Below are 15046 nucleotides of genomic sequence, written 5' to 3'. Positions count from 1 at the left end.
GAACCAATCCGATGGCGGGCGGAATCGTAACGATTCGTCACCGTCCGCCGGCGACCACTCGTTTCGCAGCTGAAAATTCATGCGGACCGGCAGTCCGTTTCGGAAGGGGGCTCGTGCGTCCGCGCGATCTTGAGCAGGGCCTCTCGGCTGTTCAGTGCAGGATTTTCGATTACCACCTGCAACAGCGCATGCAAGGTTCGCCCCAAGGCCGGCCCCGTCGCAATGCCCGCGCTTCGGAGGTCGTCGCCATCTACCGCGAGATCCGCGAGCTCGATCGGTTCGCGGAACGCCATCGTAATGATCCGACGATGCAGTCGACGAACCAAAGACGGCTGCACGGCGCCGGCCGCGCTCCAACGGGCCGCCGCCAACCGCACGAAGGCCGCTACCCGCAGCCGCCCAACGCCGGCCGCGAGTCGCCGCAGACCCGCATCATCTGGCAAGGTACCTTCAGAGAGCATCTCGGTGAGCGTCGGCGCATACCGGCTCCAGCGGTCTACGAGCGCCGACACGTTCGCGATGTCCTGATTGGAGAAGCGGAGATCGCGCAGCGCCCGCTCGGTCTGCTTGCCGCCGGCCTCGCTGAAGAGCGCCGCAAAACGTAAGGTCTTGCGTAGCGGACGCCCAAGCAGCCCCGGACGGGGTAAGGCATCGATCGCGCGGAGTGTCCTGGTATCGATGTGCGCCAGCGTAGGCACCAAGGAGGCGAAGGCCCCGGCGTCACGCCAGCGCACGAACGCGGTGGAGGGCGCGAGCACCTGCGCCATCGTCTTCTCCAGCTCCTGCTTCACACGCTCCGGTGACAAACGTGTCAAAAAGGGCGCGCTCCCGACGATGGCCTGCCACGTGTCATGGTCGATGTCAAAGCCGAAACGCGCTGCGAAACGGATCGCCCGCAGCGCCCGCAACCGGTCTTCGCGCAGCCGGGCCTCGGCGTCGCCAACGGCGCGCACGACGCGACGGGTCAGGTCAACTTGCCCGCCGAACGGATCGTGCAGGCGGTGGTCGATCGGGTCGTACGCGATCGCGTTGATCGTGAAATCTCGCCGCGCCAGATCCTCGTCCAACGACGCGCCGAACTCCACGACTGCATGACGGCCGTCGGTTTTCACATCCCGACGAAAGGTTGTGACCTCATGCATGCGATGGTCGCGATCGAACACACCAATGGTTCCGAACTCAATCCCGACGGGCACCGTTCGACGGAACAGCTTGCGCACTTGCGTCGGCGTCGCGGCCGTCGCCAGATCCCAATCGAGGTGGGCCTCGCCCAAGAGGGCGTCACGCACGGCTCCGCCGACGCACCAGGTTTCGAAGCCCGCCTGCCGGAGCGTGCGGGCGATTTCGATGACCTGGTCGGGTACCCGGAGGCTATGGCCAGCGCCTGAGCGCGCTATCCGCAGAGCACGCTCCCGCCATTCACATTCAGGATCTCGCCGGTCACGTGGCGGGCCAGCGGGCTCGCCAAGAACAGAATCGGGCCGGCTATATCCAACGGAGAGGCCACGCGCCCGAGCGGGATCGCCGCCTCGATCTGTTGGCGTCCGACGGCGAACGGCTTTTCGACGGCCTCGGTGTCGACCCAGCCCGGCGCCACGGCGTTGACGGTGATCTGTCGGCTACCAAGCTCAACCGCCATCGATTTCGTGAAAGCGATCATCGCGCCCTTGCTCGCGGCGTAGTCCGCATGCCCAGCCTCGCCCCGCTGCCCGGCCGTGCTGGACACGAAAATCATTCGACCACCATCGCTCATCGCGCGCGCCGCGGCCCGCGCTCCGTAAAACATGCCATCGAGGTTCGTGGCCATCGTAAACCGCCAGCGCTCGTCATCCAACATCGACACGGGGAGCGGATCAGGTGGCCAAAAACCAGAGTTTCCCACATAGATATCAACACCGCCGAACAGTTGAACTGCTTTATCCACAAACGAATCATTCGCTGCCTTTGTGGATAAATCGCCCATGTGCGAAAAATAGATGCCTTTGTGATTTGTGATATCAAACAGAACGCTCTCGGCATCAGCAGATCGGCTCCGGTACGCGATCCCGACATCGGCTCCGGCCTGCGCGAGTAAACGCGCCACCGCAGCGCCAATGCCCCGAGAGCCGCCGGTGACCAGTGCTCGCTTCCCTTTCAGTGAAATCATGTCGTGATAGGCCTGAGAAAGTGTAGAGTGTCTTCTGCGGTAACATTCATCGAAGTTGGCGCTTCGCGCGCTCTGACAGACGACTCGCTCAGAGCGTCTGCTCGATCGCGTCGCAGATCGCATGTTGGATGCACAGATGAATCTCCTGCGCGCGGTCCGTTCGATCGGTCGGCACCACAATAGTGTGATCCGCGATCACCCTCAGCGCGCCGCCATCCCGCTTGGTCAACGCCAACACGGGAATCCCTTTCTCCTTCGCGGCCTCAGCGGCGCGTAAGACGTTCGGTGAATTCCCACTCGTAGAGTGGATGATCAGCAGATCCCCACGCTTCCCGAGCGCCTCGATTTGCCGAGAAAAAATGTGATCAAAGCCCAGATCATTCCCCACCGCGGTGAGCAGGGACGTGTCTGTGGTCAAGGCGATCGCAGGATAGGCTCGACGGTTTCGCATGTACCGGACCACGTATTCTGTAGCGAGGTGCTGGGCGTCGGCAGCCGACCCGCCATTCCCGCAGAACAGCAGCGTGCCTCCCTGGCTTACCGCGGTGCGGACCATCTCCAGTGCGCGCTCGATCTCCGGTGCCAGATCGCGCGCGACCCGTTCGGCCGTCTGCGCGAGCTCAGTCAGGGCGGTCAGTAATGGTGCAACGGACGCCCCTGGCGCGTTCTGGGAGCCTCGATCGGCGTTGGACATGGATTGGGGAAGGTTTAAGGATTGATCGTGTCAGCGACCGAAGATACGCTTGAGTCGTCCGACCAGCCCGGCTCCGAGGGGGGGAACTGGCAGGGGATCCTCGTCGCCGAGCACCCGCGCGGCATTCGCCCGAAGCAGCAAGTCCTTCTGTTCGTCGGCTCCGCGCTCCGTGAGCCAGTCACGGGCGGCACCAAGGGACCGGCCATCTCCATGATTATCCGAGGCGAGGATGTCGATAAGTCCCTCAGCCAGCATCGCCTTCGCGAGATCGGCCGGGCCCCCGCGCCCCATGAGCACCGAGGCGTCGGTCTGAATGACAACGCCGAGTGCCCTCCACTCCCGCACGAGCTCAAGGGTACAGCCGAAGTACCGCTCGGGGTGGGCCAGAATTGGCGTCCGCCCGCTCCGGGCGATTCGGCGTAGCTCGCTCGTGGCGCCGCGGGGGAGCCCGCCGCGGGTGAACTCCACGAGCAGCGCGCGCGAGTGCCCCAGGCACAATTCCGGAGCGGTTAGCTCAACCCCGGGACTGTCGAGCATGATTTCCCACCCCAGCCGAATCTCGAGACCGGCGGGAGCTTCGGCCCGCAACTGCCTGTGGAGAGCTTGGTGATGAGCGTATGGTGCGCTGGCGGCCTGGCTCGCATTTAAGTGCGGGGTGCATATGAGCAGCGTAACGCCCTGCGCCGCAAATCGCTGTAGTACAGGAATAGAGACCTCGAGCGACGGCGAACCATCGTCGACTCCCGGCAGCAGGTGCGAGTGAATGTCGATCATGACGCGTCCCCCCGGCTGGCGTGGCTCGGCGATGCGGACACCGCTCGCATACGTCTGTTCAGGCGCCCAATGCTCCAGGGAGCGCGGCGATTCGGGCGAGGGCCCGAGCTGCCCTGGCATCCAGCAGCGCCGGCTCATCAGCGGCGGCCTGAAACGCGTAGGTCACCAACGCATCGACCGCGAGCAGATCGAGAGCGGTTGCGCGCGAGGTGGATCCCGATGCCAACAACTCGTCCAGCAATCGCTCTCCCGCGTCGAGGCAAGCCTCAGGCACCTGCTGTACGGGCAGATGCGCGAATGGGAGCAGCAACGACGCCAGTCGAATTCGCAATCCGTCGGGGGGAGCGGACGACAAGGCCTCGAACCATCCGCCAACCGTGGTCACGCTCGTTTCCGCCACGCTTACCGCACCGGTCGCCGTGCTCACCCGGCGGCCGCCAGTCGAGCGAGAATCCCGGCCGCCGCGGCGATCGCGGCATCCAACTTGTCTGCATCGACACCAGCCTGAGCCATGTGCGGCTTGCCGCCGCCGCGTCCACCCACGGTTGCCGCCACCTCACGCACGACGATGTCGGCGCGAAGACCGCGATCGCGAGCGTCATCGGTGGACACCGCGAGCAATGCACCCTTTCCATCGGCCAGCACCGCGCCAAGCACGGCCACGCCGCTGCCGAGTGCCTCTCGGAGCGAATCACCGAGCGACTGGAGCGCTTTCACATCGACTACTTCGACCCGCGTCGCGATGAATCGAATGCCGTGAACCTCGGCGGCCTGAGCGGCCAGTTGCTGCGCCACCCCCCCGCCGGACACGCCGCCGCGCATCGCCTCGTCGAGGCGTTTCTCGAGCTGCCTCCGCTCATCGATCAACGCATCGATCTTCTTTTCGATCTGCTCGAGGTTCGTGGCGGTACCAGCCATCGGCACCTTGAGCCGCGTAGCCACCTGCACCAGCGCGCGCTCGCGATCGGCGAGGAACTGGAACGCTCGCGGTCCGGTCACGGCCTCGATGCGACGCACGCCGGCCGCGACACCTCCCTCCGAAACAATGCGCATCAGGCCGATCTCGGCAGTGTTTCGCACATGCGTGCCGCCGCAAAGCTCGACCGAAAGGTTCGAAATCTCGACCACGCGCACGACATCACCGTACTTCTCACCGAACAGGGCCATAGCGCCCTGCGCCACCGCGTCGGTGTACGCGGACTCCCTTGTATTCACGGGGGCGGCGGTCCAGACACCCGCGTTCACCTGCGCTTCGATCGCGACCAGTTGATCGTGGGTAAGCGGTCCGTGGTGCGTGAAGTCGAAGCGCAAACGGTCGGGCGACACGAGCGAGCCGGCCTGGTGGACATGTTCGCCGAGCACGTGGCGTAGCGCCGCGTGCAGCAGGTGAGTGGCCGTGTGATTGCGCTCCGTATCGTGACGACGCTCGCGCGGCACCACGGCGTGCGCGGCACCAAACGTGATCTCGCCGGTGGCCACGCCGATGGCAGCGATGCGACCGTCGAGCTTCTTGACGTCGGACACGCTCACCGACCAGCCGGCACCGGTAATGGTACCGTGGTCCGACACTTGTCCACCCGACTCCGCGTAAAACGGCGACTCGCGCAGCATAACGGCCACGCGTCCGTCAGGAAGCGCTCGTACTGCGGTCACGACCGTTTCCGCTTCCGTCACGTTGTAGCCGACGAACCGACCAAGGCTAGCCGCATGCTGCTGGTCGTGCGTCCATTGGGTCGGATCACCGAAATCATCGGCGCTGACCGTGATCTGGCGTGACTTCCGTTCGTCCTGCGACTGCTTGCGCTGCGCCGACAGCGCCTGCTCAAAGCCGGCAATATCCACGAGATACCCGCGCTCACGTGCCATGAGCTCGGTGAGGTCGATCGGGAATCCGAACGTGTCGTACAACCGGAACGCGTCTTCTCCGGACAGCGTGCCGCGCATGGTCGTCGAACCCTGCGTCGATGCGGCAGGCGCCCACTCTTCGAAACGCGTCATGCCCGCGTCGATCGTGGTGAGGAAGCGCTCCTCTTCCGCGCGCGTCGTCTCGAGGATGTGTTTCCGACGCACATGCAGCTCGGGATACAGGTCGCGCATCGTTTCGATGACGACGTCGACCACGTGCACGAGCGTCGGCTCGCGGCGTCCCAACAGCCACGCATGGCGCACGGCGCGGCGCAAAATGCGGCGGAGCACATAGCCCCGCCCTTCGTTGCTCGGAAAGACACCATCGGCCAACAGAAACGCGGTCGCGCGCGCGTGATCGGCAATGACGCGGAAGGACGCCGGATCGATTTCACGACCATCCTTGCCCACGGCGGTTCCGAGGCCTACACCCGGACGATACGGGTACCCGATTCCGACGACGTCCTCGACCTTCGCGATCAGGGGGCGGAAGAGATCCGTATGGAAATTGTTCGTGACGCCCTGCATCACGGCGGCGATCCGCTCGAGCCCCGCACCCGTGTCGACCGATGGCTTCGGAAGCGGCACCATCGTTCCGTCCTGCTGACGGTCGAACTGCATGAAGACGAGGTTCCAGATCTCCAGGAAGCGGCCTGCTTCGGCGCCCTCAACGAAGGCATCGAGCGAATAGTCCGAAATGTCGGTGTTCGTCCACTCACCGTGCGCATCGTTCGGAAATGCCCAGTCGGGGGCCATGTGCGCGAGATCGACGTAGATCTCGGTACACGGACCACAGGGACCGGTATCGGCCATCTGCCAGAAGTTGTCCTTGGCGCCGAGCCCGTAGATCCGGTTGTCCGGGACGTCGGCCACGTCCTTCCATAGTTGACGCGCTTCGTCATCCTCGTGGAAGACGGTGACGCGCAGATGCTCACGAGGAATCTTCAGGTCTTCGGTAATGAACTCCCAGGCGAAGCGAATCGCATCGCGCTTGAAGTAGTCACCGAACGAGAAGTTGCCGAGCATCTCGAAGAAGGTGTGGTGGCGCGCCGTGTGGCCGACCTGCTCGAGATCGTTATGCTTGCCTCCGGCGCGGACGCATTTCTGCGACGTGGTCGCTCTCCGACTTCCATCGGGAGCGTCCTCCATGCCGAGAAAGACCTTTTTGAACTGAACCATCCCTGCGTTCGTGAATAGCAGGGTGGGGTCATCGGCCGGAACGAGCGCGGAGCTCGGGCGGATGGCGTGGCCATTCTTCTCGAAGTAGGCCAGGAATCGGGCGCGGATGTCGGACGCAAGCATAGACGAAAATATAGACGAGAGGTCGTGCTTTGTGCGGAGGCTACGCACTCTCGTTGTCATATCGTCGTCCAAGCAGCTCGCGAAGGACTTGGCCGATGATGCCGCTGCCGAAGCCGCGACGTTGCAGAAACGCGACCAAACGGCGTCGCAGCACGGCGGGCTCCTTCGCACCGAGGGCGCGCACGCGCTTTTCCGCCACGGCGCGGCACGCGGCCAGCTCATCGAAGCCATCCTCGCTGATCGCCGCGCTGACGGCCTCATGGACGATGCGCCCGTCGACCCCCTTTCGCCGAAGCGTCTGGCGAACTTTTGCCGGGGCTTCACCGCGCCGGAGCCGTGCCGCGGCTTCGGCGTGCGCGACCTCCTTATCTGAGAGAACACCAATGGCGGTCAGTCGGTCGAGCGCTTCGGCGATCAGCGCGGCGTCAGGCTGCAACCGACGGAGGCGGATCTCGAGTTCGCGGCGCGTTTTTCGGCCACGCGCCAGCGCATTGACGGCGCGATCACTGAGATCGGTGATGAGCGATTCTCGGCCGAGGTATGCCACGGCGTTCGCGTCGAGCTCGACGCCCGCCCGGGCGGCGCCCGTTTCGTTCAGGGCGCTAATCGTGACCGTGAATACGCGTCCGTCGGCCAACGTGACGACAAACCGGCCCGGTCGACGCGACGATTCCAGCACGTGCTTGACCGTGCCGGGCCCACTCGCTGGCTCAGGAGGGGGTACAAAAAGAGCCGAGGGGCTACTCACAATGAGCCGTGGTGATCCGGGCACCACTTCACATCGCGAGCGACCCCTCGGCCCTCTTTACGTTCAGACATGCGACAGATCCTGTGTCCTACTCCTCGGTCTCTTCGGGTGCGCCGGGCACTTCCGCGACTTTCACGCCGAGCAAGACCTTGACCTTTTCTTCGATCTCCGCCATGAGCACCGGGTTGTCCTTGAGGAACATCTTCGCGTTCTCGCGGCCCTGTCCGATACGCTGGGTACCGTAGCTGTACCAGGCGCCGGCCTTGTCGATGATGCCGGCTTCCGAGCCGATATCGACGAGCAGCGAGGTATGGCTGATGCCTTCCGCGTACATGATGTCGAACTCCGCCTGCTTGAACGGGGGCGCGACCTTGTTTTTGACGACCTTTACGCGGACGTGCGAGCCGACCACTTCTTCTTTGTCCTTCACCGGACCGATGCGGCGGATATCGAGTCTCACCGAGGCGTAGAACTTGAGTGCCTTACCGCCGGTGGTGGTTTCCGGATTGCCGAACATGACGCCGATTTTTTCGCGCAGCTGATTGATGAAGATCACGGAGGTCTTCGATCGGGCAATAGCACCGGTCAGTTTGCGCAGCGCTTGACTCATCAAGCGCGCCTGTAGACCGACATGCGAGTCGCCCATGTCGCCTTCGATTTCCGCCTTGGGTACCAGCGCGGCGACGGAGTCGATGACGATCACGTCGACGGCACCTGAGCGCACAAGGATTTCGCAGATCTCAAGTGCCTGCTCACCGGTGTCGGGCTGGGAGATCAGCATGTTCTCCACATCGACGCCGAGCTTCTTGGCGTACTCGGTGTCGAGTGCGTGTTCGGCGTCGATGAAGGCGGCCACCCCGCCCAGCTTCTGAGCGTTGGCGACCACATGCAAACAGAGCGTGGTCTTACCGCTGGACTCCGGTCCGTAGATCTCGGTGACGCGGCCGCGCGGAATACCGCCGACACCGATTGCCGCGTCAAGATTAATCGCGCCTGTGGGGATCGATTCGACGCGCACTTTGGAATCGGTACCGAGGCGCATGATCGAACCTTTACCGCAGCTCTTTTCGATCTGCGCGACTGCGAGCGCCAGGGCCTTGCGCTTGTCGTCTGACATCACTGTGCCCGCCATAGATACCGCCGTCGTGAGTGGTGAAGCCGCCATGCCCTGGCTCGCGAGAATCTACCGGGAACGCGACCAGGACCAAGACCCGAATAAAATACGAAGAACTTTCGATGTGGACAACTCCCCTGCACTGTCTGATTTCAGGGCAACAGAAAGGCATTCTCGACGTGCATGACTCGGACATTCTGACCGGAAACGAGGATTCCGATCACATCGAAGCGATAGACGAGCTCTGGAGCGCCATGTCGATCGACCCAAACACGGGCGCTCCGGCCGAGTTCCCGGCGTTTCCGGAAGTGGACCGCTTCCACCGGATGGCCGAAGGCGTCGCCTCGTCTGGCCTTCACTTCCACGAACGCGATCTCGTTTGCGCGTCGCATGATGAGGTCGATATCGCGATGCCCGCTGCGGAAGCGATGCGCGACGAATTCCCATCCGTCGCGTCGCATCCATCGCGCGGCGATGCGTTCGCCCAGCAACCCGAGCGCTTGTCGTTGTTTGGTCATGGTGCACGGTATCGCGGTTGCCCGCGACGTGTGTCACCAGAACTGCGCAGGGGGACTCAAACGAACGCCACGCGCGATCGTGCGGCAAGGATCGATGCGGGATCGTCGCTGATGATTCCCTGTACGCCGTCCGCCCAGAGCCGCATGGCCTTCGCCGGATCATTCACCGTCCAGATGTGCGTGACCACCGCCGACGTGCGTACGGCACGCGCAATCGCGGCGATCGGCAACGGAATGCCGTTGTGCATTGGCGGAATGCAGAGGGCCTGATACCACGGTGTCGGGATCGGCCGATGCAGCAGCGACGGGAGCAGCAGGCGAACGACATCGGGTGTACTCGCGCCAAGTGCGAACCCCTGTCCGCGCAACGGCTGTGTGCTGGCCGCCTCGAATCCGGCCACGATCACGCGCTTCTGCATCCCATGCCGAACGATGGCCGCATGCAGTGCCGCCGCCGCCGCGGGCGTTTTCAACTCCACGATCAACGGGAGCGTGCTCGGCAGCGCGTCCACAACCTCATCGAAGGTCGGAATCACGACGCCGCGATTGCGCCAAGGGAATGTCCGACCGCGATTCAATGTGAAGCAAGCGCCGGCATCGTGCGCCCGGAGTTCCGAGAACGTCTGCGTGGCGACCGCGCCGGAGCCGCTGGTGGTCCGGTCGATCGTGCGGTCGTGCATGAGCAGCAACACGCCGTCGCTCGAGAGCTGCACATCGAACTCGACGGCATCCACGCCAAGCGCGACCGCCTCCTGCAGCGACTCGAGGGTGTTCTCCGGGGCATACGCACGATTCCCGCGATGGCCGATCACGGGTCGGGCGTTGGGGTCGAGCAAAATCATCCTTCAAGATAGCGGAAGCGTACGCGGGGGCGGCGCACCGTGTGCACCGCCCCCGCGCGAACATCGAACTCGACGACGGCCGGCGACCAGGCCGCCGACCGAATCCGATTAGAACGAATACTGCAAGCGCGTCATGATCATGCGTCCGATCTCGGGCACGCCCGGGAAAGTGCGCACGCGATTGTCGAACAGGTTGGTCGCATTCAGCGTCCACGCAAGTTTGTTCTCACCGAGGTTGAAGCGCTTCGTCACCTGAGCATCGAACGTGAACGCTTCGGGCACGTTCTCGTAGCAGAACGTGCCAGCCGGTGCCGGCGAGCATCGCCCCGGTCCGCCCGCGGTCGCCGTGGTGGTTGCACCCGCTTGGCCGGCGGCAATCGGGAACGCGAAGTTCGACGCGTACACCCCGGAGTTCACCGGATACGCCTCGTTGTAGCGCGTTCTCAGTTCGAATCCAACGCCGTTGTCTTCGTTGCGATAGCGCATGCCGAGGGAGCCACGCGAGTTCGGTGAGTTGGACATCAGCGGTAGACCGTTGCCGCCGTTCAGGCCCCGGAACACGTTCTGGCTCTGATAGCTGTACGCCAGATCGGCGGTGACGCGTTCGGTGGCCGCCACAGAGGTGGCGAGGTCAAGGCCACGCACCCACAGCTTCCCGGCCGACGTGAAGTACGTCGCGTACACGGCGTTCGGCAGCGTGTTGCCGTTCGCGAAGGTGACCACACCCACCGGCAGCGAGGCAACGCTGGGCGTCAGCGCTCCGGCGACACCGTTCACGACCGCACCGATTTGCGTTGGTGTGAGGCCGAGCTGTGCGAGCTGCGGTCCAAGGTTTGCCGCGAGCTGCGCGCCGAGGTAACCGCCCAGCTGCTGCGGGTTACCGAAGAACACGTTTGGTGTTGCCAGTGCCGCCGGCGTGCCGACATCGCCACGCTCCTGACCCCAGAGCGCCACGTCGAAGGTCACGTTGCCGCCGACGGTGCCCTTGTAGCCGACTTCGAACGTGTTGTTGAAAGATGCCTGCAGCGGGTTGATATCGGGCAACTGCGTGGTCTGCAGTGCGGTCGTGGCCGTCGACAGATACGAGACGCGGGTCGACAGGTCGGCGTTGGTCGGCGTGCGGGTGCCAAGGAACTGTACCGCGCCTGCGGCGAGCGTGGCGGCGATGCTGGCCGGGATACCAGCCTGCTGCAGCGCGCCAGCGATGCCGGGCGTGAGTCGCGGGGCAAGTGCCTGGATGGCGCCCGGGAACGCCGCCGCTGCGCTGGCTCCGACAAACGCACCCTGAGAGGCATATGCCGACTTCATGCAGTACGTGCCGAACGCGCTTCCCGTGCCGCAACTGCGGTTGAACTGGTGACCTTCCTTGGGCGGGTTACCCCGCGCCCGTACGTCAAAGCCCGATCCACCGGCGTTCGGTGACTGAATAAGGTCGAGGAAGAACGAGAAATTGCCAGGCGTGGAGAAGGCGCGGTTGAATGTGAACCGAATATTCTGGTTCGCGCTCGGCTTCAAGATGAGCGCCGCGCGAGGCGAGAAAAACGTACCTGCGATCACTGTGTTCGCATCGCCTCGGGCAGCCAGCAGCAGTTCAACTTGCTTAATCGGCTTGGTCGAAGACTGGATGTACGCACCATACTCTGTCACGTTGTCCACGTCTTCGTTTTGGCCGTTGATGGTGTTCGAAGTGCGGGGATTGGTCCAGATATAGTCGGCACCGTACGTGAAGCTCTGCTTGGCGCCAAGGTCGAAGCCGTGCTGCAACTGCGCTGAAGCCACGCGAGACTGGTCGACGATCGGCTGGCCCGATCGCAGCAGAAACGTACCTTTGTCCGACGACGCCGCATCGTTGCCCGCGTCGCTGCTGTTGATGAAAGCCTGTGCGAACAGACGATTCCAGCGGAACCGCTGCTGCAAGCTCAGATACGTCCAGTTTTTAATCTGAGATGACCCGTTGGCACCAGTCAGTTCGATCCCATTGCCGACCTTGGTGTAACCGAGCGTTGAAATGGCTTCCATGCCTTCGCGCGGACGAACGTCGACCCGCGCTTCGCCGGTGTAGCGCTGGAGTTCAAAATCACGCTGGTTCGCCTTACCCCGACGCGATTCCGGCACGTTGGCCGTGTTCGGAAAGAGTGCCGGCTCCGATCGGTCGTTGTACTCCCAGTCGTTTCCCTGCATGTATTCGCCCGAAAGCTTGTAGGCGACCTTCTCGTTGATCTTGCCCGCATGGCGCAGACCGGTGCGGAGCACCGAGCGCTCGCCACCGTCAACACTGATGGTGGTGCCCTGCGACTGGAATGGTGACTTCGTGATCACGTGGAGCACGCCGTTTGAACTGTTCGGTCCGAACAAGGCCGATGCCGGTCCAAGCAAGATTTCCATGCGATCGATGTCTTCGTTCGTACCGGTGAACAGGAACGGCACGTTCACTCGGAGCGACGGCACACCAGCGAAGCGGTAATCCTGCAGCATGAGCATGCTACCGCTGAATGCATTGTTGAACCCGCGTGCCACGACGTTTGCCTGCGCGATACCACCGCGGTTGATGTCCACGCCGGGCGTCGAGCGCAGGTGGTCGGTGACAGTGACAGCCGGGCGCTCCTCGATCTGCTGGCTCGTGACTGTCAGGATCTGGGCCGGCGCATCCAGCACCTTTTCAGGGCGGCTTCGACTGGCCGTGACGACCGTTTGTTCGAGAACGTTCGTGCGTGGCGTCATCGCAATCGTGAGCGCGGCCCCCGGCTGTACGTTGGCCGAACTCTTGGGCGCAAAGCCGATGGCCGACACGCTCACCGTGTAGGAGCCGTTTGGAAGATTCACAATACGGAACGCACCATCGGCGCCGCTGACGGCCCCGTACGCAGTGCCTCCGGAAACCAAGGCCTTGATGGTTGCATTCTCGATCGGGCGACCGCTCTCGGCGTTCGTCACCTTACCGGAAATGGCTCCGGATTGGGCCGCCACTCCGGCCGCTACGATGGGCAGCGCGCTGAGCGCAAGTAAGGTCGAAGTCAGTACTCGTCGAACGCGAAGAAGAAACATCTAACACCTCGGAAGGGAGGAAAAACGTCGAGGTCCGGCGGCCCGCGGGAGGGGGAGCGGGAGGAGGAGGGACTAACCGCATCAATGTTCGCCGGACCGTTACACCCCGTCAATACGTCGTACCGAGAGACGGCTGAGAATCTGCAAACGTCAGGACCCGCAGATGCGATCCAGATCCTGCGCACCCACCAGCACCTCGCGCGGTCGCGCCGCGCCTTCGGTGGGTGACAGCACGCCGGCCGCTTCCAACTGGTCGATGATCCGTGCGGCGCGCCCGTAGCCGATTTTCAGCCGACGTTGCAGAAGCGACGTTGATCCCTGCCGATGCTGAATGACGACTTCAGCCGCTTCACGGAAACGTACATCTCGCTCGTCCGACGCGCGGTCCCCATCCTCGTCATCGCCACCGTCGCCCTTGGCTTCAAGGGCTCGCACCGTTTCGAGAATGTCCGGCTCGGCCGTGATCCCCTCGCCCGCCTCATGACGGGCTCGAGCGTCCTCGTACCACTTGAGCAAGCGCTCCGTATCCTCACTGGAGAGATACGCTCCCTGCAGTCGCGCAGGCTCCGATTTGCCGGGCGGGAGGAACAACATGTCGCCGTTGCCGAGCAGCGCCTCGGCGCCGGCGCCGTCGATGATCGTGCGGCTGTCAACCTGCGATGCCACGCGAAAGGCAATGCGGCACGGAAAGTTCGCCTTGATGAGGCCCGTGATCACATTCACACTGGGACGTTGCGTGGCCAGAATCAGGTGAATACCGATCGCACGCGCTTTTTGCGCCAGCATCGCGATCGGAGTTTCCACTTCCCCCTGCACCGTCATCATGAGGTCGGCCATTTCGTCGATCACGACGACGATGTACGGCAACACGCCGCCGGTGTACGTGCGATCCTCGAAGGCCACTTCGAGATTGCGCGGCTTCTGGAGCGATGCCCCCTCGCCGTCGGCGTGCTGCTGCACGCGACGATTGAACTCCTGCAGGTTGCGGCAGGCATTCGCTTCGAGCAACCGGTAGCGGTCCTGCATCTCCATGACGGCCCACTTGAGCACCGAGGCTGCGTCGCGATTGTCGGTGATCACCTTGTGGCGCAGATGCGGTAGCGTGTTGTAGACACTGAGTTCAACCATTTTCGGATCGACCATCAGGAATCGCAGCGTGCGCGGCGTATGCCTATAGGCGAGACTCGTAATGATCGTGTTCACGCAGACGGATTTTCCGGAACCGGTCGCGCCGGCGATCAGCAGGTGCGGCATCTTGGCGAGGTCCACGGCCTGGGCCTTGCCCGCCACGTCCCGCCCGAGGGCGAAGGTCAACGTGGAGCCCGAGGCCTTGAAGTCGACATCCTCGAGGATCCGGCGCAGCGCGACGATGTTGAAGTCCGCGTTCGGGATCTCGATGCCGACCGCGCTCTTGCCCGGGATCGGCGCCTCGATCCGGAGCGAGCGCGCGGCGAGGGCCATGGCAAGGTCGTCGGAGAGCGCCTCGACCCGGCTCAGCTTGACGTCGGGTGCCGGCTGGACCTCGTACTGGGTGACCACCGGGCCGGCATTGCGCGCGACGATCCTGGCCGGGATCCCGAAGCCGGCCAGCTTCTTGACGATGATCTCCTCGTTGCGCTTGTGGGATGCCTCGTCCCCACCGGCATGCAACGGGATGGCGATGTCCTCGAGCGCCGTGATCGGCGGCAGGACGTACTCGATCCGGTCCTTGGTCGGTGGTGCATCGGCACCGTCGGTCACGTCGTCCGGGTCGCGCATCGGTCGTGCCGGCGGCGGGGCGACCATGGTGGCTGACGAGGCCGCGCTGCGGGCCGGTGCGAATGTCGCAGAGTTGGGGGCGGCGCTCGGAATGGCCGTGGGGATCGCGGTGTCGTCATCGCCCCACGCCCCGGTCTGGCCGGGCGACGGCGCGGCCGGCGGGACCGGCACCTTGCCGTTGGAACCCGTGGCGACGGGGC

12 protein-coding genes are annotated in these 15046 nt (G+C 63.9%); all 12 read right to left on the bottom strand.

Annotated features, from left to right (window positions below; genetic code table 11):
- Positions 1–77 precede the first annotated feature (77 nt).
- Positions 78–1343, bottom strand: a complete 1266-nt coding sequence (locus ACLL97_RS21435) for a CCA tRNA nucleotidyltransferase (protein ID WP_411282579.1) — start codon at positions 1341–1343, stop codon at positions 78–80.
- 50 nt (positions 1344–1393) lie between these two features.
- Positions 1394–2146, bottom strand: a complete 753-nt coding sequence (locus ACLL97_RS21430) for an SDR family NAD(P)-dependent oxidoreductase (protein ID WP_411282578.1) — start codon at positions 2144–2146, stop codon at positions 1394–1396.
- Between the two features lie 88 nt (positions 2147–2234).
- Positions 2235–2840 (bottom strand): SIS domain-containing protein, encoded by a 606-nt coding sequence (locus ACLL97_RS21425; RefSeq protein WP_411282522.1) that lies wholly within the window; start codon positions 2838–2840, stop codon positions 2235–2237.
- Positions 2841–2870: 30 nt separating this feature from the next.
- Entirely contained in the window at positions 2871–3614 is a 744-nt protein-coding gene (locus tag ACLL97_RS21420) for a tyrosine-protein phosphatase (protein WP_411282521.1), read from the bottom strand.
- A gap of 58 nt (positions 3615–3672) precedes the next feature.
- Positions 3673–4041 carry a hypothetical protein gene (locus ACLL97_RS21415; RefSeq protein WP_411282520.1) on the bottom strand — a complete coding sequence of 123 codons (369 nt, stop codon included), beginning with the start codon at positions 4039–4041 and terminating at the stop codon, positions 3673–3675.
- Positions 4038–6821, bottom strand: coding sequence for an alanine--tRNA ligase (alaS, locus tag ACLL97_RS21410; RefSeq protein WP_411282519.1), 2784 nt, complete (start codon positions 6819–6821; stop codon positions 4038–4040). Before alaS ends, ACLL97_RS21415 begins: the two co-directional genes overlap by 4 nt.
- A 40-nt stretch (positions 6822–6861) precedes the next feature.
- Complete coding sequence (locus ACLL97_RS21405; RefSeq protein WP_411282518.1) at positions 6862–7500, bottom strand: regulatory protein RecX; 639 nt, start codon at positions 7498–7500, stop codon at positions 6862–6864.
- Positions 7501–7657: 157 nt separating this feature from the next.
- Complete coding sequence (gene recA, locus ACLL97_RS21400; protein WP_411282517.1) at positions 7658–8734, bottom strand: recombinase RecA; 1077 nt, start codon at positions 8732–8734, stop codon at positions 7658–7660.
- 101 nt (positions 8735–8835) lie between these two features.
- On the bottom strand, positions 8836–9201 hold the full coding sequence (locus ACLL97_RS21395) for a YraN family protein (protein WP_411282516.1): 366 nt from the start codon (positions 9199–9201) through the stop codon (positions 8836–8838).
- 56 nt (positions 9202–9257) lie between these two features.
- Positions 9258–10043 (bottom strand): glycerophosphodiester phosphodiesterase family protein, encoded by a 786-nt coding sequence (locus ACLL97_RS21390; protein WP_411282515.1) that lies wholly within the window; start codon positions 10041–10043, stop codon positions 9258–9260.
- A 108-nt stretch (positions 10044–10151) separates the two neighbouring features.
- Positions 10152–13088, bottom strand: coding sequence for a TonB-dependent receptor domain-containing protein (locus ACLL97_RS21385; RefSeq protein WP_411282514.1), 2937 nt, complete (start codon positions 13086–13088; stop codon positions 10152–10154).
- Positions 13089–13238: 150 nt separating this feature from the next.
- On the bottom strand, positions 13239–15046 hold a 1808-nt coding region (locus tag ACLL97_RS21380), incomplete at its 5' end, for a DNA translocase FtsK (RefSeq protein ID WP_411282513.1).

Origin of the sequence: Gemmatimonas sp., assembly GCF_046594945.1 — a bacterium.
Classification (GTDB): Bacteria; Gemmatimonadota; Gemmatimonadetes; order Gemmatimonadales; family Gemmatimonadaceae; genus Gemmatimonas.
This window is presented reverse-complemented; position numbering and strand designations above follow the sequence as displayed.